The organism is Comamonas sp. B-9, from assembly GCF_000410635.1.
Classification (GTDB): domain Bacteria; phylum Pseudomonadota; class Gammaproteobacteria; order Burkholderiales; family Burkholderiaceae_C; genus Comamonas.
Window position 1 is genome coordinate 1,179 of the sequence record NZ_KE148542.1, and the last position, 20,852, is coordinate 22,030.

Sequence of the window (20,852 nt, forward strand, 5' to 3'; positions counted from 1 at the left end):
GCCGGCCACCCCTTCGGCACTTTGCGCTGGCACCGTCACGCTTTGCGTGCAGGTGGTGGCTGCCACGCCGCAAGCCTGTGGTGTCTGGTTCCAACCTTGGGCAACATCAGGAGCACTACCGCCCACAAACTGGGTACCTTCTGGCACGGTCTCGGTCAGGACTGTCGTGCCAGCAGTGCCACCGGTGTTGGTAACGACCATAGCGTAGGTCAGCTTGTCGCCAATCTTGGCGGCGTAGTTGGCGGGCACAGCCGCGCCGTTCACTTGCGCCAGGGTCTTGACGATATGCAGATCTGCAGGGGTGTTGACCTTAACGGTGGTCGTTGCGCTGTTGTTGCCAGTAGCTGCGTCGTACAAGGTGTTGCTGGTGGCAACGCTCACGGCATAGTCACCGGCCGTGCTTGGCGTGAGCTTGGTAACGCAGGTGATGCTCTCACCCGAAGCCAAGCTCGCCGCTGGGCTGGTTGGCGTGCAGATTGCTGCCGATGCGCCCGCTGGTGCGGTCACCACGCAAGTTGCGTTGATAGCGCTTTGCGGGCCGTTGTTTTTGCAAACGGCGGTGTAGGTCAGTTCCACACCCGTCGTGCTAGTCGTGCCCGGCGTCACCGTCACGGTGGCCTGCATATCTGCATGCTGCGTGTCGGTGGTGACTTGGCAAGTCGTGCAGGTGCCCACCGAGCTGGTGACGGTGTCCACAATGGTGGCGGTTGTACCTGGGCTAGACACGGTGACCGTGTACTGCAGCGTGCTGGTCTGGCCTGCACCGACTGCCACGGTTTGTGCGCACTGCGTGCCTGCTGCGGTGCAACCGGCACCCCAGCCTTGGCTGGCGCCCGTGTAGGTCGTACCTGCGGGCACAGTCTGGCCCACTTCCGTGGAACCTGCAGTACCGCCGCTGTTGGTGACGCTAACGGTATAGGTCAGCACATCACCGGGCTTGGCCAGGTAGCCCGCTGGCACGGGGCTGCCATTGACCAAGGTCAGCACATTGGTGGTCGCCAGGCTCGCTGGCGTGTTGACCGACAGACTGTGGCTTGCGCAAGCAGTCGTGCTGCTGTTCACGCAGGTAACATTGGGGTCCACGCCCGGAGCGCCCGAGCCCGTGGGGTTGGTAGCAGCGTTGTTGACGACGGTACCGCCGCTACTTGGCAAAGTGACGGTCAGCTGGATGCTGGCCGATGCACCGGCTGCCAGCGGGCTGGCAACGGTACAGCTCAGCAAGGCGGCGGCACTGCTGGGCAGCGCGCCGCAGTTGGCGCCAGTCACGGCAATAGCCACCACGCCTGCAGGCAGCTTGTCCTTGACGATCAGGTTGCTGCCGGTGGCCAACTGGCCACTGTTGCTCAGGGTCAGCGTGTAGACATAGCTGGAGCCGGTCAGCGCCGTGGCTGCGCCCGTCTTGCTCAGGCTGACATTGGCGGGGGTGCTGACGGCGGCCGTCGAGCTGGCACAAGCCACATTGGCCGCATTGGTACAGGCCGGGCCAGGGTCCACACCCGGATTGCCGCTGCCCGATGGATGGGTTGCCGCATAGTTGACGACATTGCCGCCACCGCTGGGCATGATCACGGTCAGCTGGATGCTGGCAGAGCCACCATCTGCTGCGATCGGATCAGCCACGGTACAGGTCAGCAAGGCACCTGCCGCACTGGGCAAGGTGCCGCAGTTGGCGCCGGTAACGCCCGTGGCGACCATGCCGGAGGCGAGCTGGTCACGCACCACCAGGTTGGAGGCCGTGGCGGTCTGGCCGCTATTGCCCAGCGCCAGCGTGTAGACATAGCTATTGCCTGCCACCGCAGTGGCTGCGCCGGTTTTTGCCAGGCTGACATTGGCCGGGGTCTTGACGGCCACCGCAGCGGTGGTGGGATCGCATGCCTCCGTCGTTGCGGCAGCCGTACAGCTGGGATCACCGCCGCCGCCCAGATTGGCGGTGTTGGCAGCGCCGGCGCCCGTGGCCGATGATGCCACCGACACGGGAATGGTCAGCACATAGCTGCCATCGGCCAGGCCGCTGGCCAGTTGGCAAGCACCAATGCTGCTGCCACTGCTGCTGCAACCGCTCAGGGTGGCGGCGCCACTGACGGTTGGCGCACCCGACAGGGTCACGCCAGCGGGCAGGCTGTCGGCGATGCTGATGGCCGCAGTGGTGGGCCCGTTGGCCACGCCAATAGTGATGCGGTAGCTCTGGCCGCTGGCACCCACGACAAAGCTGGTCGGTGATGCGGCCTTGGTCACGCTGAGCTTGGGGTAGACCGGCGTGTTGGTAAAGGTACAGCTGATGTCATCACCGGCTTGAGGTACGACCGTGATGGAGGTACCCGCACCCGAGGACACGCTGGTGCCGCCCGCCGTCGCATTGGTACAGCTGTAGGTGGTGGTGTAACGGGCCAAGTTGGTCGCAGGTGTGCCGGCGGCGGTTTCAGTCAGCAGGTAGCTGGTGCCGGCCGTCGCGGTGGTCGGGCCTGCCGAGGCTGTGGTTTGCGTGCCGCTGGTGGTGGCGCTAGGGCCGCCATTGTTGATGCCCACGCTGAACTGGTCGGTGCCGAGAATGCGGCCCGATACGACCGTGTTGACCGTCAGCTTGGGCGCAATGGCACTGTTGCTGAAGGTACAGCTGATGTTGTCGCCCGCCTGGGGCGCCAGGCTGAAGCTGGTGCCCGTGCCCGAAGGCATGGTGGTGCCGGCAACGCCCGTGTTGGTACAGCTGTAGCTGCTGTTGTAGCGCGACAAGTTGGCGCCAGCGGCTGCTACTTCACTCAGTGTGTAGCTGGTGCCGGCGGTGGCCGTGTAAGTCGTGGTGCTTGCCGAGGTTGCCGTGCCGGCGGTCGATGCGGTGGGGCCTCCATTGCTGATGGCGATCGTGAACTGGTCCGAGGCCAGTGCGCGCGAGGCAATGCTCTTGACCAGGGTCAGGCGCGGCGCAATCGGGGTATTGCTGAACGTACAGGTGATGGCATCGCCCGCCTGCGGGGTCACATTCACGGTGGTGCCAGTGCCCGGCGCCACCGAGGTGCCGCCTGCGGTGGCATTGGTACAGGCGTAGGTGGTGGTATAGCGCGCCAGGTTGGTCGTGCCGGCAGCCGTTTCACTCAGTGCGTAGCTGGTGCCCGGGGTAGCCGCAAAGGCCGCGGTGCTTGCGCTGGTAGCGGTGCCCGAGGTCGTCGCAGTGGGGCCGTTGCTGATGGCAACGGTGAACTGGTCGGTACTGGCTACGCGGCTTGCCACGTTGGCCACCACCGTCAAAGTGGCTGATGGCACCACCGGGATCGAGTCCGTGGCGCAACCCACGGTTGGCGTATTGACAGCCGTACAGGCCGCCGCCGTCGTGCTGGAGGGGTAGCTGCTGGTCGTGGGATCCGTGTTGTCGGTACCCACCTGCGCCTTGTTGACCAAGGTGGTGCTGGTGGTCGCCGAGACCGTGGCAGTGACAGCGATGGTGACGCTGGTGCTAGCGGCCAATGCACCGCCGGTGTTGTTGCAGGTCAACACATTGCTGTCAGCGCCCGAACCCATGGCACAGCTAAAGATACCCTGGCTGGCGTTCACGGTGAAATTGCTGAGCCCCGTGGGGAACACATCGACCACCCGCACGGTATTGGCCAGGGCTTCGACGGTGGCGGAGTTAGCAACGGTGAGCGTGAAAGCCACCGTATCGCCAGGCGCTTTGGACTGGGGATTGGCGTGGACCTTGGTCAGCCGCAGCGTCGGCGGTGTTTGCGCCGTGTTCAGATCGATGGCGCAACCGGCAGGAATGCTGTTGTTGGTACAGGCATTGACTTGCGTGGTCGTGGGCGAGGTCGTAGCCAAGGTGGCGTCTCCGCCGCCGCCCACGCGTGCCTTGTTCATGTACTGGTCACCGCTGGTCATCGCGCCTGCATTGGCCAGCAGACTGAACTGGCTGACCGCCCCCGCCGCAATCACCGTGTTCGAGGTACAGCTGACTTCCGTGTTGCTGACCCGAGTGCAGATCCAGTCTGCGGCATTGGGGCCCGTCTTGGTCAGCGCTGCTGGCCAGTTCATCGGCGTGGGCAGCACATCGCGGAAATTGATCGTGCCCACCGAGTCGGCATCGCCGGTATTGCTGACGCGGAAGGCATAGGTCGTCGTGCCGCCGACATAGATGCCAAAGCGGCCATCGTCCTTGGTCAGGTTCAGTTGCACACGCTTGACCGCATCGGTATCGGCCGCGCAGCCCGTGGCGATATCCGAAGCCACCGATGGCGAGCACGTTTGCGTGGTCGCGACCGTGGGCGCACTGGGCTTGCTGGAATCACTGCCACCGCCAACGCGGGCGAGGTTCACCAAGGCGCTGGGCGCTGTGCTGGCAATTGAGACCGGCAGCGAAATCGCCGCACTGCCACCTGCCGCAATAGCGGTGCTGGTGGTGCAGGTGATGCTGTTGCTTGACGCGGTATAGCTACAGCTGAAAATGCCGCTGCTGAAAGTCGCTGCACCCGTATAGGACATGCCCGTCGGCAAGACATCCACAACGGTGACCACGCCGGCACTTGGCGCATCACCGACGTTGTTGACGGTCAACGCATAGGTGGTCGTCCCACCTGCCAAGACCACATCGGTGTTGTCATTGTTGGTCAGGCTCAGCAAAGGCGATTTCACGGCATCGACGTCGATGGCACAACCAGCGGGTGACTGGTTACCGGTACACGCCGTCGCGGTCGCCTCAGTAGGGGCGGAGCCGTTGAGCGGATCCCCGCCTCCACCAATCTTGGCCTTGTTGGTGATGGTTGTGCTGGTAGCCGAACTCAGACCGACATTGACCGTCACACTAAACACACTGCTACCGGCCGCAGCAATGGCAGTAGAGCTGGTACAGGTGATCACACTGCCGCCGGCTGCGCCGCTACAGCTCCAGTTGGCGGCATTGGTCCCCCCCAAGGAAATGGTACCTGAGGGAATCGTCAAACCTGTAGGCAACTTGTCGACCACGGTAATCAAACCCGTGGTGGGTGAAGCGCCCACATTACTGGCGGTCAGGGTGTAGGTGGTTGTGCTACCCGCGTTCACAATGTTGACACCGTTGCTCTTGGCCAAGCGCAGATCTGGGGCGCAAGAAGCACCCGGCAAGGTGCCTGGTGCATTGGGTGACTGGAACGAGGCAACGCCGCCCTGGTTACCAAAGGCGCCGTAGTTGTCCGTCGTGCCATTGGTGGTGTAACCCGGAGTGCCACCATTGATGGTCGTCGTGACCACCATGCTGGATGGAGAAAAAGCGATAAAGCCACCGCCGCCGCCGCCGCCAGGGCCATGGCGTCCTGCAGTGCCAGTCTGGCTGCCCGCCCAGGCGTTGCCACCGTCACCACCGCTGGCATCAATCACGGCAGTGCCACCTTCAAGCGTATGGATCACCACCGAGCCGCCTGCGCCACCGCCACCTGCCGCATCGTTTTGCACGTTGTAGCCATTGGCGCCGCGCACGTCGATCACGCCCGTGCCGGTGACATTTTGCGCACGCAAAATGACAATACCGCCACCCGATGCACCGGAGGAGCAACGGCCATCCGCATCCGAACACCCAATACCGTTGTTGCTGTAGGCTGCAGAATCTGCGGTGCCGTTGTTGGTACTACCCGCACCACCGCCACCACCCAAGAAAATGCGGTTGAAGGCGGTGGTACCCATATAGCCACCGCCGCCACGACCACCGCTGTCGACCAAGGGATACGCCCAGGGCCGACCACCCAGTCCGCCGGCGGCGTAGTTGCCGCCGCCACCGCCGCCTGCGTTGTAATTGTTGTTATTGACACCAGCAGGTGCGCCATCGGCACCACCACCGCCTGCATTGCCCGGGGCGCCGCGCGCACGCGAGCCTCCTGGGTAGCCTTCGATGCCCGAATCTATCTGGCTGATGCCCCCATTGAGAACCGCATTCGTCAGCTTTGCGCCATAGTTTCCGCTCTTGTTGGCCAAATACTGCGGTGTGCCTGCAATGCCTTCACCCTTCCCGCCTCCGCCACCCGCAGCAGCATAAGTGCCCATCCAATCGTCTCGCGATCCCTGTGCGGAGCCATTGCTACCGATGGCACCGCGAAAGCCCTTGCCTGCCAGGAAAATGGCACGGCCGGTCTGGCCTTCCACTGTGCCGCTATTGAGCGTCAAAGTATCGCGGGCATCAATGGCAACGACGCCTCCGGTGGAACCATTCCAAGCGGGGGCGGTGACACCGCTGACGGCCGCCGTGGTGTACTGCGGCACCCGCACGACTTGGTAGGTCTTCTGGCCAGAAGTGGAGGTTGCCGTTGCGTTGCGATAGTTATTGGCCAGCGCCGGCGTGAACGTCACGGTGGACCCCGAAACCGAGACCACACGGACAAACTCATACAGACCGGTGTTATTGACGCTGGTGGAACCCTGACCACCACTCCCCCCGCTGCCGTAGGCGCTGGAGTTGACGGCATTGATGCTGGCGTCCTGCATCTGGATGACCAGCATGAGGTCATTGGCAGCGAACGCAGTCGTTGCGCCTGCCGTATTTCGGGCACCAATGGTCAAGCTCGTACTACCAGCATTCAGAGATGCCGTAGTGCCTGGAAAGTAGCTATTTACTATGCCAGTTGCAGAGCCTGCACCGTCCTTGCCGGGCGCTGCACAGACCTGCGCCCAGACACTGACCGGTAACACCAGCAGCGCCACCAGCATCGCAGTGCGCGCCCAAATCTTGCGGAAAACAGACAGGCAGGCCAAAGCCTGCATAACGCATAACCCAAACACCGACATAGCCGACAACTCCCAGCCTCTTATCAGCGTCACCAGGCCCGGATCGGCGACGCGTTTTCTCATAGTTCTATTGCAATTGCCTACGGCTTTTGCTGCCGCATTTTTCAGACAACCGAAACAAACTGTGACTAAAAATAGATAGATCGCGTTTATAGCAGTTTGCAATTACCGAGTGTGTTTCAACTTTGGAAACATTGTCAATCATTGCAAACTGTCATTTCTGATCGATTAAATCAATCATTTTTATAGCTTTGCAGATCACTAGTGACGAAGGAGAGTGCGGAGGCTCAGAACTTGGCTGCTCAGCACGCTCAGGGTATGCCGTTTGCAAATGCCTCTTGGCCGCACCCAGGTGCATGGGGTAGCCAGGTCTGCCAATCCACGCGCCGGCGAATAGCCGCTTGCAATGGCCGAAGACAAACGCCAGTCACGCCACCCCTCCAGAGGCTGGCTGGTGAATGCCTACGGAGGAGAGTGCAAACGCGCACAAACGGCCTGGGCAGTTCAGACAGCGGAGACTGGAGAGTTCCAGCAAGGGCGGCGTCGCTGGCCCAAAGCTCGCAGACGGAATAGGTAGCTAGCTGGATCAGGCCCCACAACACAAACGGCGCCAAAGGCGCCGTTGCTTGTGTCAAAAACCAGCCTGAAAAGCCGTGCTAAGAATCTGTTCTTAGAACCTGTTCAAAGTCACTACGCAGCCGCGTTGGAGTGCAATCGGGATGAGTTCGAAGGGATGGAACGCAGCTTGCACCGGGGTGCAAGCAAGAGCCAGCGCGCAGAAATCGCCCGATTTCACTCCAACCCGTAGGGACTGTGACTTTGCGCTGCCCGGGAAGGGAGCGGTCTGCGTCGTTGCAAATCCTCGCAATAGCGCGGCTATTACTGCGGTGTTGCGCGGCTGGGCGCCCCCCTCGCATCCCATCTCGCAAAGACACTGTCGCGGCGCGAGGAGACTTTGAACAGGTTCTTAGAGTCGAACCGGAATACCGCGCTCGCGCATGCGCTCTTTGGCCTGCTGCACGGTGAACTCGCCGTAGTGGAAGATGCTGGCCGCCAGCACCGCATCGGCACCACCCTGCTGCACGCCATCGGCCAGGTGGTCGAGGTTGCCCACACCGCCCGAAGCAATGACGGGCACGCCCACGGCATCGGCCACGGCACGGGTCAGGGCCAGGTCAAAACCGGACTTGGTGCCATCGCGGTCCATGCTGGTGAGCAAGATCTCTCCGGCGCCGCGCGCGGCCATATCGCTGGCCCAGCGGACAGCATCCAGCCCCGTGTTCTTGCGCCCGCCGTGGCTGTAAACATCCCAGCCCTCGCCGCGCTCGATGACATCCTGGCCTTGGCGGCGCTTGGCGTCGATGGCGACCACAATGCACTGCGAGCCATAGCGGTCGCTGGCTGCATTGATGACGGCCGGGTCGGCAATGGCCGCAGAGTTGAAGCTGGTCTTGTCGGCACCGGCATTGAGCAGGCGCCGCACATCGGCCACCGTGCGCACACCGCCGCCCACGGTCAGCGGAATGAACACCTGGCTGGCGACGGCCTCGATGATCGGCAAGATCAGATCGCGGCCATCGCTGGTGGCGGTGATGTCCAGAAAGGTCAGCTCATCGGCACCCTGGGTGTTGTAGCGCGCCGCAATCTCCACCGGGTCGCCGGCATCGCGCAGTTCGACAAAATTGACACCTTTGACGACGCGACCGCCGGTAACGTCGAGGCAAGGAATGATGCGTTTGGCAAGCATGGAAGATCTCGTGGCAGATGGGAGCGGTGGCGATAGCGCCAGACGGGCAAAACAATAACACGCCCAGCGCTGGCGCGCAGGCTGCGGGCCAGAAAAACGCCTGTAGCGCTTGGGCCGCCAGGCATTGGGTCAGGATCCGTCAGTGCACGCTGCGGCCGGTGCCGATTTGCCAGCGCCAGACATCTTCCATCATGCGGTCCAGCCCCAGCTTGGGCTGCCAGCCCAGTTGCGTGCGTGCTTGCGAGATATCCGCCCAGCAATGCGCTGCATCGCCGGCGCGGCGCGCCCCTATGCGAAAAGGCACGGCACGGCCATTGGCATGCTCGAAAGCGCGCACCAGACCCAGTACCGAGGTGGGCTGGCCCGAGCCGATATTGAAGCGGGCCAGGCCCGCATGGCCGCGCAAATACTGCAAGGTGGCGACATAGGCACGGGCCAGGTCCATCACATGCAGGTAGTCGCGCACGGGGGTGCCATCGGGCGTGGGGTAGTCGCCGCCATAGATGCGCAGGCCATCGCGCTTGCCGGCAGCCACCTGGGCCAGATACGGCGCCACGTGCGAAGACATGCGCGGTGGGTCTTCGGCAATCAGGCCGCTGTCATGGCAGCCCACGGCATTGAAGCTGCGCAGCAAGGCCATGCGCCAGCGCTTGGGTGAGGCTTCATCCAAGCTGCTGAGCACCTGCTCCACCATCAGTGCCGTCTGGCCGTAGGGCGTGCAGGCAGACAGCGGCGCGTCCTCGCGCACCGGGTGCGGCGCCGGATCTCCATAGACCACTGACGAGGACGACACCACCAGGTTGCGCAAGCCGGCGGTCTGCATGGCGCGCAGCAGGCCGATGGTGCCCGAGACATTGTTGTCGTAGTAGCGCAGTGGCTCGCGCGCAGCATCGGCAGACGCGGTGAGAAAAGCGCTGTGGATGACCGCATCGAAATGCTGCTCGTCAAACAATTGTTCCAGCACCGCGACATCGCGCACATCGGCATCGATGCAGGGCGGCGCAAAGCCCAGGATCTTGCCCAGCCTGGTGATGACCGAACGCCTTGCATTGCTGAAGTTATCCAGAATCAGGAACGGCATGCCGGCTTCGGCCAAGGCAATGCAGATATGAGAGCCAACATAGCCGGCTCCGCCAGTCACGAGTATCACAGGGGGCTTTCAAAGAGGTCTTGCAGAATGCGCTATCCAAGACTTCTATGGATTCTGTCATCCTGACCAAGCAACCATTGTCTGATAAGCCACAGTTATTCAAAACATTTGTCGGTCATCAGAAGCAGCTGCGGGTAACAACTAGCATTTGTTGACATTTTTCAAATTCGCAGTCACCACACGGACTTAAAAGCACAGTGTAGTCCCACTCCCACAGGTTGGACACCAGGGGACACCCAAGATCGAATACAAACTGTTTCAATTAACACAGGTATCAAAAAGGCCACCCGAGGGTGGCCTTGCTGTTCTGCTGTGTTGCAGAGAGTTTCAGCGCCAATCAGACACTGTCACTCAACTGGTCCGCGCGCTCCTGGGCCGCTGCAAAGTCCAGATCACCGGTGTAGATGGCGCGGCCGCAGATGACGCCTTCGACGCCTTCGGGCTCGGCCTTGCACAGCGCCTCGATATCGGCCATGCCCGACAGACCACCGGAGGCAATCACCGGCATCTTGATCGCCTGTGCCAGCTTGATGGTGGCTTCCATGTTGATGCCGCTGAGCATGCCGTCGCGGCCGATGTCGGTGTAGATGATCGATTCCACACCCCAGTCCTCAAAGCGCTTGGCCGTCTCGATGACCGAATGCTGGGTGATCTTGCTCCAGCCATCGGTGGCAACCATGCCGTCCTTGGCATCGAGGCCGACGATGATGTGGCCGGCAAAGGCCGTGCAGGCGTTCTGCAAAAAGCCCGGGTCCTTGACCGCAGCGGTGCCGATGATCACGTACTGCATGCCGGCATCGATGTATTTCTCGATGGTGTCCAGATCGCGAATGCCGCCGCCCAGCTGCACCGGCAGCTCGTCACCAAACTCTTTCAGGATGGCCTTGATGACTGGCAGGTTCTTGGGCTGGCCGGCAAAGGCGCCGTTGAGGTCCACCAGATGCAGGCGGCGCGCGCCCGCATCGAACCAGCGGCGGGCGACCGCAACCGGGTCTTCACCAAAGGTGGTGGATTGGTCCATATCGCCTTGCTTGAGGCGAACGCAGTGACCGTCCTTGAGGTCAATCGCAGGAATGAGCAGCATGGTAGTGGGCTGACGGTGAAAATTTAAGGGTTCCAGTGCAGGAAGTTGCGGTAGAGCGCCAGGCCCTGGTCCGCACTTTTTTCTGGATGAAACTGGGTGGCAAAGATGTTGTCACGGCCAATGGCGCAGGCAAAGCGCTCGCCGTATTCGGCCCAGCCGTGGCACTGGGCATCACTGGCGGGGGCCGCATAAAAGCTGTGGACAAAATAGAAATAGCACTGGTCGGGCACGCCCTGCCAGACCGGGTGGGGCTGGCCGCCATGGGCTTGCTGCTGCACCTGGTTCCAGCCCATCTGCGGCACCTTGAAGCGGCTGCCATCGGCCTGGGTGCGGCCTGCCAGCTGGAACTTGCGCACCTGGCCGGCGATCAGGCCCAGGCCCGGGGTGTCGCCCTCTTCGCTGTGGTCCAGCAGCATCTGCATGCCCACGCAGACGCCGAACATCGGCTTGTTGCGGGCCGCTTCCAGCACGCTGTCCTGCAGGCCCGAGGCCTTGAGCTCGGCCATGCAGTCGCGCATGGCGCCCTGGCCTGGCAGCACAATGCGGGTGGCGGCACGCACCACGTCGGGGTCGGCCGTCACCACCACGGCCACGGACGAGCCGGCCGCTGCCGCCTGCACGGCCTGCGATACCGAGCGCAGATTGCCCATGCCGTAGTCCACCACGGCAACGGTATTGGATGAAGTTGTCATAGCTTGCAAGAAGTGAGTGTAGCGCCAGTCGCCAACGGCGCGCTTACAGCGATCCCTTGGTCGAGGGGATCACGCCCGCCATGCGCGGATCATGCTCCAGCGCAAATCGCAATGCGCGCGCAAAGGCTTTGAAGATGGTCTCGCACTGGTGGTGGGCATTGAAGCCCTTGAGGTTGTCGATGTGCAAGGTCACGCCGGCATGGTTCACAAAGCCCTGGAAGAACTCGTACACCAGCTGCGTATCGAGCTGGCCAATGCTGCCTGCAGTGAACTTCACATCCATGTGCAGACCCGGGCGGCCCGAGAAATCGATCACGACGCGGCTGAGCGCCTCGTCGAGCGGTACATAGGCGTGGCCATAGCGGCGTATGCCCTTCTTGTCACCAATCGCCTTCGCAAAGGCCTGGCCCAAGGTGATGCCGATGTCTTCGACCGTGTGGTGGCCGTCGATATGCAGGTCGCCCGCGCACTCGATGTCCAGGTCGATCAGGCCGTGGCGCGCGATCTGGTCGAGCATGTGGTCCAGAAAGCCGATGCCCGAATTCAGCCGGGCAAGGCCCGTGCCGTCCAGGTTCACACGCACCTGGATACGGGTCTCGGCGGTGTTGCGGGCCACCTCGGCCGTGCGGTGCAGCGGCGTGGCGGTCGATGGGGTGGGCACCAGATTATTCATACAGACTCCTTGAGCGCCGCCAGCATGCGGGCATTTTCTTCACGGGTGCCCACGGTCAGGCGCAGGCACTGGGCCAGCAGCGGGTGCATGGCCGATACATTCTTGACGAGCACGCCACGCGCCTTCATCGCCGCCTGGGTCTTGCCCGCATCGTCCACGCGCATCAGCACCATGTTCGCTTCTGAAGGCCAGACCTTGCGCACACCGCCCAGCGCCTGCAGCGCGTCAATCAGCGGCTGGCGTTCTGCGCGGATGGCGCGGGCCTGCTCGGCATAGAGCGCCTCATGCTCCAGCGCAAAAATCGCGGTCTCGCAGTTGAGCACGCTGATGTTGTAGGGCGGGCGCACCTTGTCGATTTCGTTGACGATGACCGCCGGCCCCACCAGGTAGCCCAGGCGCGCACCGGCCAGGCCGAACTTGGACAGCGTACGCATCAGCAGCACATGGCCATTGCGCGCCGGGTCGGCGCGCATCTGGTCGATCCAGCTGCGGCTGGCAAAGGGCTGGTAGGCCTCGTCCATCACCACCAGGCCACCCACCTCCGCCACCGCATCGATGACGGCCAGCACCTTGTCGTCATCCCACAAGGTGGCGGTCGGGTTGTTGGGGTAGGCGATATAGGTGATGGCGGGCTTGTGCTTTGCGATGGCGGCCTGCATCGCGGGCACATCCAGGTCAAAGTCTGCCGTCAGGTTGACGCCGACAAAGTCCAGGCCCTGCAGTTGGGCGGACATGGGGTACATCACAAAACCCGGCATGGGCGCGAGCATCTTGGCGCGGCCTTCGGCATGGGGCTGGGCGGTGGCCAGCGCCAGCAAGGTGATGATCTCGTCCGAGCCATTGCCCAGCAGCACGGCCGTGCCCGTGGGTGCGCCCACATAGTCGGCCAGCATTTTCTTGAGCGTTTCCAGGCGCTCGCCCGGGTAGCGGTTGATCTCCAGCGCGCCCAGCCGCTCGCCCAGCTTTTGCTGCAGCGCATCCGGCAGGCGGTAGGGGTTCTCCATGGTGTCCATCTTCAGCAGACCCTTGGAATCTTGCACATGGTAGGCCTGCATGGCGCGCACATCGGCGCGGATGCGTTGCAGGGCCTGTTGGGACTTGTCTTGGGACGTCATCACATCACTCTTTCACATCAGGAATATTCAGGCTTTGGCCTGGGCCGGAGCAGCCTGGCGCAAGGGGTGCACGATGGTCACGCCACCAAATTCGGCGCCATGGGGCAGGTGGAGGCTGAGCATCTGCTGGCAGCCACTGTGCTGGGCGCAGGCCACCGCCAGGCAATCGCCAAAGTCCAAGGCATGGCGCGCCTGCACCGCCCAGGCGGTCTCCAAGGTGGCGGCATCGGTTTTCCAGGGCGTCCAGCTTTGGTAGCGGCGGATGGCGGCGCGTGCATCGCCTTGGGGCATGGGGTTGGCCGCCGTGGTGACCTGGTCGTAGAACTCACTCAGCGCCTGGTTGCCGGTGCGGCCGGTGCGGCTGCTCCACAGCAGATCGAGCCAGTCCAAGGTGGCCTGGTAGAGCGTGGCATCGGAGACGTTTTCTGCGGCGACCAGCACCGAGGTATCGACAAACACGGTGCTCATGCGCCCTCCTGCCCGGTCTTGCGGCGGCCGCCGATTTTGCGTGCCGCAGCGGCGCCACCCTGGGGCGTTGCACCGCCTTGCCAGCTGCGCTCGTCCGTGCGCCAGGCCAGGTAGGCACGCTCGTAGGCGTCCTCGCGCTGCTGGAGCTCGGCCATAAAATCTCCTACCATGCGTGAGACGCTGGTGCCGCGCCTTGCGGCCTCGACCCGTGCCCATTCCAGCACGCTGTCTTCCACAGTGATGGTGAGATTTTTCATGCGGCCGATTTTACACGAAATTCGTGCAACACGAATTTCGTGTTGATAAACCAGACTGCAGCCATCGGACGTTGGGGCCACTATCATCAGGGCAGCCAAGCCCTAAGCCATGCCACTTCTCACCGACCTCCTCCCGCAAGCCCCTGTTTCCGCAGATCTGGCAGCCTTGACCCGCTTGCTGCAGCAGCACCGCCCCTGGACCGTGCTGACCGGCGCGGGCGTGAGCACCGGCAGCGGCATCCCCGATTACCGCGATGCGCAAGGCGCCTGGAAGCGCCCTGCCCCGGTGCGCTTTCAGGATTTCATGGCCGAGACACTCACGCGCCAGCGCTACTGGGCGCGCAGCCTGGTGGGCTGGCCGGTGTTCTCGCAGGCCCAGCCCAATGCCGCGCACCAGGCGCTAGCCCGGCTGGAGCAGGCCGGTTATGTCCAAGGCCTGATCACCCAGAACGTCGATGGACTGCACCAGCGCGCGGGCAGCGAGCGGGTGGTGGATCTGCATGGCCGGCTCGACCAGGTGGTCTGCATGGGCTGCGGCCAGCGCCTGGCGCGTACTGATTTCCAGCACCAGCTGCTGGCCGCCAACCCCGATTGGCAGCACCTGAGCGCCAGCGCCGCACCCGATGGCGATGCCGACCTGGCCGGCGTGGACTTTACCGCCTTTCAGGTGCCAGCCTGCCCTGCCTGCGGCGGCATCCTCAAACCCGATGTCGTCTTTTACGGTGAAAACGTGCCAGCCGCGCGCCGCCAGCAAGCCATGGACCACCTGGCTGCCAGCGGCGCACTGCTGGTGGTGGGCAGCTCCTTGATGGTGTATTCGGGCCTGCGCTTTGTGCATGCCGCCAAGCAAGCGGGCCTGCCGGTGGCGGCCATCAACCTGGGCCAGATGCGCGATGACGCGCTGCTGGACCTGAAGCTAGCCCAGGCCTGCGCGCCCGCGCTCAGCAGCCTGGCCGATCTGCTGGCACCCGCCCGCAGCGACTGATATTTTCAGTAACCAAAACCCCCGCCTGCTGCCCCGCCAACGGTAGATGCAGCCGATAGCCTGCAGCTACACTAGCCAGCTTTACAAAGCCCACCCAGCCCCTGACACAGCCTCAAGCGCTGTGAGCGCTCCACTGCATGCCCCCTGCCATCCCCCACCCACTCCAGCCGCACGACCACCAAAAAGCGTTGCGCACCATGCTGGCCTTTGCCTGCCTGTACGCCCTGGCCTGGACCCTCATGCCACCGCTGCTGGCCCCCAGCTTTCCGCTGGATGTGGTCGAGAGCCTGGGCTGGGGCCGTGAATGGCAATGGGGTTACTACAAGCATCCGCCGCTGCCACCGATTGCGCTGCATGTGTCCTTTCTGGCACTGGGCCGCTGGGGCCCGTTTGCGCTAAGCCAGCTGTGCGTGGCGCTGACCTTGTGGCTGGTCTGGCTGACCGCCTGCCGCCTGCTGGGACGCGAGCGCGCCTTTATCGGCACGGTGCTGACCATGGGCGTGGTCTTCTACACACGGCCCGCGCTGGAGTTCAACCACAATATTGCGCAGATGCCTTTTTGGGCGGGCATCTGCTACTTCTACCTGGCCGCCTGGCAGGACGACAAGCGCTGGCAATGGCTGATGCTGGGCCTGATGGCGGGCCTGGGGCTGCTGAGCAAATACTCCATTGGCTTGCTGCTGCTCTGCCTGGGCCTGTTTACGGTGCTGAGCCCCGCACGCAGCCTGCTGCGCCGTCCAGGCCCCTGGCTGGCCTTGCTGGTGATGGCGCTGGTGTTTGCACCGCACCTGCTTTGGCTGCACCACAATGACTGGCTGCCTTTCTCCTATGCCAAGGACCGCTCCAACAGCTCCGGCGAATCGCCGCGCGCCGGCGCGCTGGGTTTTTTGCTGACCCAGCTGCTCAACCACCTGCCGCTCTTGCTGATAGTGCTGTTTGCCTTTTTGCGGCTGCGCTGGTCCAGGCTGCGGCCTGCAGTGTCCGCCCCCTGGCAATGGCACAGCGCCAAGCCGGCCTACCTGTGCCTCATCGCACTGGCCCCCGGTTTGCTGCTGGCGGCCCTGGGCATGGCCCTGGGCTTGCGTCTGCGCGATATGTGGGGCGTGCCGATGTGGCCTTTCAGCGGCGTGCTGGCAGCGGCGCTGATCCCCAGCGCCTGGCTCGCGCTAATGCGCCCTTATCTGCTGCGCGGCACCATCGTGTGGCTCACGTTGATTTCCGTGCTCTGCGGTGTGTACCTGTGGAAGATCTCGGACTTCCGCAGGAGCCCCGTGCGCAGCGACTGGCCTGCCGCCGCGCTGGCTAAGCAGGCCGAGGCCACCTGGGATTCGCTGTCCAGCTGCCCGCTCGATACCGTCGCCAGCGATGCCTGGACCGGAGGCCTTGTCGCCATTGGCGCCCAAAGCCAGCCCTCGGTGCTGATCCCGGGCGACCCGCGCCATTCGCCCTGGGCCACGGCCGAGCGCCTGCAGCAGCAGGGTGCGCTGCGGATCTGGCAGGCGCAAGAAGATGCGGATCGGGACGCCCCTACCGGGCCCTACCCGGTGCTCGATGGGCTGCAAGGTATGCGCCTGCACGAGGGTGCCTGGAGCATTCCCTGGCCCCGGGGCCAGAGCCGCGCCCAGCTGGTGGTGCAGTGGCAAGCCTATGTGCCGGCAGCCTGCGAGCGCCACTGAGCAGCCGGTGCTGCCCCTGTCTTGGTGACGCGGGGCGGCGTCAAGCCATTGGGGTTTAGCGCTTGATGCGCATCTCGGCTGCGCGCGCGTGGCCTTGCAGGCCTTCGCCATAGGCCAGCACCGCCGCGGTCTTGCCCAGCACCTGGGCGCCCGCCTCGCTCACCTCGATCAGGCTGGAGCGCTTTTGGAAGTCATAGACACCCAGCGGCGACGAGAAACGCGCGGTGCCGCTGGTGGGCAGCACATGGTTGGGGCCTGCGCAGTAGTCGCCCAGGCTTTCGCTGGTGTAGGCACCCAGGAAGATTGCGCCCGCATGCTTGAGCAAGGGCTCCCAGCGGTGCGGATCGCGGCTGGAGACTTCCAAGTGCTCGGGCGCAATGCGGTTGCTCAGCGCGCAGGCCTCTTCCATGTTGCGCGTCAGGATCAGTGCTCCCCGGTCCGACAGGCTCTTGGCGATGATGGCCTTGCGCGGCATCTCGGGCAGCAGGCGGTCGATTTCGCGCTGCACGGCATCCAGGTAGGCGGCATCGGGGCAAAGCAGAATCGACTGCGCCAGCTCATCGTGCTCGGCCTGCGAGAACAGGTCCATAGCCACCCAGTCCGGCGGCGTCGAGCCATCGGCCAGCACCAGAATTTCGCTGGGGCCGGCAATCATGTCGATGCCCACCAGGCCAAACACGCGCTTTTTGGCGCTGGCCACATAGGCATTGCCCGGGCCGGTGATCTTGTCCACCTTGGGGATGGTGGCCGTGCCATACGCCAGCGCCGCCACGGCCTGTGCGCCGCCAATGGTGAAGGCGCGGTGTACGCCCGCCACATAGGCCGCAGCCAGCACCAGCGGGTTCTTCACGCCCTGGGGCGTGGGCACCACCATGATGATGTCTTCCACACCAGCCACATGGGCGGGGATGGCGTTCATCAGCACGCTGCTGGGGTAGGCGGCCTTGCCGCCTGGCACATAGATGCCCACGCGGTCCAGCGGCGTGACCTTCTGGCCCAGCAAGGTACCGTCTTCGTCGCGGTAGCTCCAGCTCTCGCCATTGGCCTTTTTCTGGGCCTCGTGGTAGCTGCGCACGCGGCGGGCTGCGGATTCAAGCGCCTCGCGCTGCTCAGTGGGTAGGCCCTCAAAGGCGGCCTTGAGCTCTTGCTTGCTCAACTCCAGCGCAGCCATGCTGCTCACCTGCAGGCCATCAAAGCGCGCGGTGTAGTCCAGCACGGCGGCATCGCCGCGCTTTTGCACATCCGCCAGGATATCTGCCACCCGCTGCTCGATGGCAGCGTCCGTGTCTGCCGACCAATGCAGGCGCTGAGCAAAATCATGCTCGAACTGGGCATCGGTGGTTGACAGACGGGCGGGAGTGGCAACGAATTCCATAGTGATTACCTTCTGACTCAGACACTTTTCAAACAGGCAGGTGCCAGCCTGGGGGATGGTAGGTGCGGCTTAGCTGTTCTGGGCCACGCCGGCGGCGAACACATCGATGATATGGCGCAGGCGCTTTTGCTTGAGCTTGAGCGCCGCCTGGTTCACCACCAGGTGGGAGCTGATGTCGATAATGTGCTCGACTTCCTGAAGGTGGTTGGCGCGCAGGGTATTGCCGGTGCTCACCAGGTCAACGATGGCATCGGCCAGGCCGGTCAGCGGCGCCAGCTCCATGCTGCCGTAGAGCTTGATCAGGTCCACGTGCACGCCCTTGCGCGCAAAGAACTCACGCGCAATCTGCGGGTACTTGGTGGCCACGCGCAGGCGTGCGCCGCGCTTGACGGCCTGGGCATAGTCAAAGTCGTTGCGCACCGCCACGCTCACGCGGCACTTGGCGATCTGCAGATCGAGCGGCTGGAAGAGACCCTCGCCGCCATGCTCGAGCAAGGTGTCCTTGCCGGTCACGCCCAGGTCGGCGCCGCCGTATTGCACATAGGTGGGCACATCGGAGGCGCGCACCAGCACCACCTGCACATCGGGCTGGGTGGTGGCAAAAATCAGCTTGCGTGACTTTTCGGGGTCTTCGAGCACCTCGATGCCTGCAGCGGCCAGCAGCGGCAGGGTTTCGTCAAAAATGCGGCCTTTGGAGAGGGCCAAGGTGATCATGGTGGTGTTGTCCATGGGGCACTTTCGCCAGCGGCAGCCTGCGCATCCTTGCCGGATGGGGCTGGGCCAGCCTGGGTTGATACAAGAAAAATCAGGCCTGCTGGGCAGCCCACTCGGCAGGGGTGTGCGTCTTCATCGACAGTGCATGCACCTCATCGGTATGCATCTTCTGGCCCAAGGTCGCGTAGACCAGCTGGTGGCGCTGGATCAGGCGCTTGCCTTCAAAGGCAGGCGACACGATGGTGGCAAACCAGTGGCGGCCGTCGCCTTCCAGCGCAATATGTTCGCAGGCCAGGCCGGCGGTGATGATGTCTTTGAGGTCCTCAGCAGTCATTGCACGCTCTCACTTAGTCGGTTCTAAATGCCTGCCAGCCGCTCCGTGGGGCGGGCTGCTGGCCAGGCGACTGCAGCCACGCGTGGGCTGCAGCCAATGTTCATCAGTTGCGGATCTTGTAGCCGGTGCGCAGCAGCTGCACGGCCAATGCACTCACCAGCAGCCAGGCGACCGCCACAATGCCCAGGCTCAGCCAGGGCGAGGTGTCGCTCTGGCCAAAAAAGCCATAGCGAAAGCCGTCGATCATGTAGAAGAACGGGTTCAGGTGGCTGACCTTTTGCCAGAACGGGGGCAGCGACTGGATCGAATAGAACACGCCCGACAGAAAGGTCATCGGCACGATCACAAAGTTCTGGAACGCAGCCATCTGGTCGAACTTGTCCGCCCACAGGCCGGCCAGCAGGCCCAGCGTACCCATCAGGCCCGCACCCAGCACGGCAAACATCAGCACCCAGGGCAGCGATGCAAAATGCGGCGGCGCGAAGAACAAGGTGATCACATAGACCCCCAGGCCGACGGCCAGACCCCGCACGATGGAGGCGCCGACAAAGGCAAAGAACCAGCCCCAGTGCGACAGCGGCGTCAGCAGCACAAACACCAGGCTGCCCATGATCTTGCTTTGCACCAGGCTCGACGAGCTGTTGGCAAAGGCGTTTTGCAGCAGGCTCATCATCACCAGGCCCGGCACCAGGAAAGCGGTGTAGCTGACATCGCTGAACACGGTCACGCGGCCTTGCAGCACATGGCCAAAGATCAGCAGGTAGAGCACGGCGGTCAGCACCGGCGCGGCCACGGTCTGGAAGCTCACCTTCCAAAAACGCAGCACTTCTTTGTAAAACAGGGTTTGCCAGCCGCTCATCGTGCCACTCCCGCACCCAGTTGCGTGGTGGCATGGTCCACCACGGCATCGCGCGCCATCACTTGCAAGAACACATCCTCCAGATCCGCGCGGCGGATCTCCAGGTCTTCCACCACCACGCCTGCCGTGCGCAGCTGGGCAAGGATGCGCTCCACATCCGCTGCGCTGCTGGCGGGCAACTGCACAATGCGGCCGGTGATGCGCGCCTGGGCGGCCAGATCGGCCGGCAGCAGGCCATCGGTCTTGAACTGCAGCACGTTCGAGGAGCTGCCCTGCAGCAGCTCGGCCATGGTCGACAGCGCCACCACATGGCCCGAGCGCAGCATCGCAATGCGGTTGCACAGCGCTTCGGCCTCTTCCAGGTAATGGGTGGTGAGCAGCACCGTATGGCCTTGCTTGTTGAGCTTGCTGACGAACTGCCACAAGGTCTGGCGTAACTCCACATCGACGCCAGCCGTGGGTTCATCGAGCACGATGATCGGCGGCTTGTGCACCAGCGCCTGGGCGACGAGCACGCGGCGCTTCATGCCGCCGCTCAGCTGGCGCATATTGGCCGTGGCCTTGTCGGCCAGACCCAGGCTCTCGAGCAGCTCATCGATCCAGGCATCGTTGTTCTTCACACCGAAATAGCCCGACTGGATGCGCAGCGACTCGCGCACATTGAAAAAGGGATCAAAAACCAGCTCCTGGGGCACGATACCGAGCTTGCGGCGCGCGTTGGCGTAATCCTCGCGCACATCGCTGCCCAGCACCTTGACGGAGCCACTGCTGGCACGGGCCAGGCCGGCCAGAATACTGATCATGGTGGTCTTGCCCGCGCCGTTGGGGCCGAGCAGGCCAAAGAACTCCCCTTCCTCGATATCGAGGCTGACGTTGTTCAATGCCTGGAAGGGCCCCTTGGCGGTCTGGTAGACCTTGGAGACGGATTGGAATGCGATGGCGGACATGAGTCGGCCATTGTAGGCGCAGCGGCCAGATGGCGCTGTCC

The 20,852-nt window shown here is 63.5% G+C and carries 16 protein-coding genes; 2 read left to right on the plus strand and 14 right to left on the minus strand.

The genetic code is table 11. The features are described from left to right. From H928_RS26810 to H928_RS0108360, 9 genes are all read right to left on the minus strand, one after another. Positions 1–6,450 (minus strand): DUF11 domain-containing protein (locus tag H928_RS26810; RefSeq protein WP_021026067.1); only part of this gene is annotated, 6,450 nt, incomplete at its 3' end. A gap of 1,252 nt (positions 6,451–7,702) precedes the next feature. After that, positions 7,703–8,482: an imidazole glycerol phosphate synthase subunit HisF gene (gene hisF / locus H928_RS0108325; protein WP_021026068.1), complete on the minus strand. Its 780-nt coding sequence runs from the start codon at positions 8,480–8,482 to the stop codon at positions 7,703–7,705. Positions 8,483–8,621: 139 nt separating this feature from the next. Continuing rightward, positions 8,622–9,632, minus strand: coding sequence for a UDP-glucose 4-epimerase GalE (galE, locus tag H928_RS0108330; protein WP_021026069.1), 1,011 nt, complete (start codon positions 9,630–9,632; stop codon positions 8,622–8,624). A 337-nt stretch (positions 9,633–9,969) separates the two neighbouring features. Beyond that, positions 9,970–10,716: a 1-(5-phosphoribosyl)-5-[(5-phosphoribosylamino)methylideneamino]imidazole-4-carboxamide isomerase gene (hisA, locus tag H928_RS0108335; protein ID WP_021026070.1), complete on the minus strand. Its 747-nt coding sequence runs from the start codon at positions 10,714–10,716 to the stop codon at positions 9,970–9,972. A 23-nt stretch (positions 10,717–10,739) separates the two neighbouring features. Then, entirely contained in the window at positions 10,740–11,408 is a 669-nt protein-coding gene (gene hisH / locus H928_RS0108340; protein WP_021026071.1) for an imidazole glycerol phosphate synthase subunit HisH, read from the minus strand. Positions 11,409–11,451: 43 nt separating this feature from the next. Then, entirely contained in the window at positions 11,452–12,081 is a 630-nt protein-coding gene (hisB, locus tag H928_RS0108345; protein WP_021026072.1) for an imidazoleglycerol-phosphate dehydratase HisB, read from the minus strand. Next, positions 12,078–13,196: a histidinol-phosphate transaminase gene (hisC, locus tag H928_RS0108350; protein ID WP_021026073.1), complete on the minus strand. Its 1,119-nt coding sequence runs from the start codon at positions 13,194–13,196 to the stop codon at positions 12,078–12,080. The genes hisB and hisC overlap by 4 nt, the downstream gene beginning before the upstream one ends. Positions 13,197–13,223: 27 nt before the next feature. Further along, positions 13,224–13,664, minus strand: a complete 441-nt coding sequence (locus H928_RS0108355; protein ID WP_027010709.1) for a PIN domain-containing protein — start codon at positions 13,662–13,664, stop codon at positions 13,224–13,226. Then, positions 13,661–13,921: a DUF6364 family protein gene (locus H928_RS0108360; RefSeq protein WP_027010710.1), complete on the minus strand. Its 261-nt coding sequence runs from the start codon at positions 13,919–13,921 to the stop codon at positions 13,661–13,663. Before H928_RS0108360 ends, H928_RS0108355 begins: the two co-directional genes overlap by 4 nt. Positions 13,922–14,030: 109 nt before the next feature. Between H928_RS0108360 and H928_RS0108365 the strand changes: the two genes are divergently transcribed. Further along, positions 14,031–14,906, plus strand: coding sequence for an NAD-dependent protein deacetylase (locus H928_RS0108365; RefSeq protein WP_052329839.1), 876 nt, complete (start codon positions 14,031–14,033; stop codon positions 14,904–14,906). 137 nt (positions 14,907–15,043) lie between these two features. Next, positions 15,044–16,582, plus strand: a complete 1,539-nt coding sequence (locus H928_RS0108370; RefSeq protein ID WP_021026075.1) for a glycosyltransferase family 39 protein — start codon at positions 15,044–15,046, stop codon at positions 16,580–16,582. A 55-nt stretch (positions 16,583–16,637) separates the two neighbouring features. Here the strand turns inward: H928_RS0108370 and hisD are convergent, their stop codons facing one another. From hisD to H928_RS0108395, 5 genes are all read right to left on the minus strand, one after another. After that, the gene (gene hisD / locus H928_RS0108375) at positions 16,638–17,957 is read right to left on the minus strand and encodes a histidinol dehydrogenase (RefSeq protein WP_021026076.1); all 1,320 of its coding nucleotides are present in this window, start codon (positions 17,955–17,957) and stop codon (positions 16,638–16,640) included. A gap of 69 nt (positions 17,958–18,026) precedes the next feature. After that, positions 18,027–18,671, minus strand: a complete 645-nt coding sequence (gene hisG, locus H928_RS0108380; protein ID WP_027010712.1) for an ATP phosphoribosyltransferase — start codon at positions 18,669–18,671, stop codon at positions 18,027–18,029. Positions 18,672–18,762: 91 nt separating this feature from the next. After that, a complete protein-coding gene (locus tag H928_RS0108385) occupies positions 18,763–19,005 on the minus strand; it encodes a BolA family protein (RefSeq protein ID WP_021026078.1) in 243 nt (80 codons plus the stop codon). Positions 19,006–19,108: 103 nt separating this feature from the next. Beyond that, positions 19,109–19,864, minus strand: a complete 756-nt coding sequence (locus H928_RS0108390) for an ABC transporter permease (protein ID WP_021026079.1) — start codon at positions 19,862–19,864, stop codon at positions 19,109–19,111. Further along, complete coding sequence (locus H928_RS0108395; protein ID WP_021026080.1) at positions 19,861–20,811, minus strand: ABC transporter ATP-binding protein; 951 nt, start codon at positions 20,809–20,811, stop codon at positions 19,861–19,863. The genes H928_RS0108390 and H928_RS0108395 overlap by 4 nt, the downstream gene beginning before the upstream one ends. Positions 20,812–20,852: the final 41 nt, after the last annotated feature.

Coding starts and splice junctions, on each gene's coding strand:
- hisG (WP_027010712.1), bottom strand. CDS start 18,671: ATGATCACCTTGGCCCTCTCCAAAGGCCGCATTTTTGACGAAACCCTG.
- hisF (WP_021026068.1), bottom strand. CDS start 8,482: ATGCTTGCCAAACGCATCATTCCTTGCCTCGACGTTACCGGCGGTCGC.
- hisC (WP_021026073.1), bottom strand. CDS start 13,196: ATGACGTCCCAAGACAAGTCCCAACAGGCCCTGCAACGCATCCGCGCC.
- H928_RS0108395 (WP_021026080.1), bottom strand. CDS start 20,811: ATGTCCGCCATCGCATTCCAATCCGTCTCCAAGGTCTACCAGACCGCC.
- H928_RS0108385 (WP_021026078.1), bottom strand. CDS start 19,005: ATGACTGCTGAGGACCTCAAAGACATCATCACCGCCGGCCTGGCCTGC.
- H928_RS0108360 (WP_027010710.1), bottom strand. CDS start 13,921: ATGAAAAATCTCACCATCACTGTGGAAGACAGCGTGCTGGAATGGGCA.
- hisD (WP_021026076.1), bottom strand. CDS start 17,957: ATGGAATTCGTTGCCACTCCCGCCCGTCTGTCAACCACCGATGCCCAG.
- H928_RS0108370 (WP_021026075.1), top strand. CDS start 15,044: ATGCCCCCTGCCATCCCCCACCCACTCCAGCCGCACGACCACCAAAAA.
- hisB (WP_021026072.1), bottom strand. CDS start 12,081: ATGAATAATCTGGTGCCCACCCCATCGACCGCCACGCCGCTGCACCGC.
- H928_RS0108390 (WP_021026079.1), bottom strand. CDS start 19,864: ATGAGCGGCTGGCAAACCCTGTTTTACAAAGAAGTGCTGCGTTTTTGG.
- hisH (WP_021026071.1), bottom strand. CDS start 11,408: ATGACAACTTCATCCAATACCGTTGCCGTGGTGGACTACGGCATGGGC.
- H928_RS0108365 (WP_052329839.1), top strand. CDS start 14,031: ATGCCACTTCTCACCGACCTCCTCCCGCAAGCCCCTGTTTCCGCAGAT.
- hisA (WP_021026070.1), bottom strand. CDS start 10,716: ATGCTGCTCATTCCTGCGATTGACCTCAAGGACGGTCACTGCGTTCGC.
- H928_RS0108355 (WP_027010709.1), bottom strand. CDS start 13,664: ATGAGCACCGTGTTTGTCGATACCTCGGTGCTGGTCGCCGCAGAAAAC.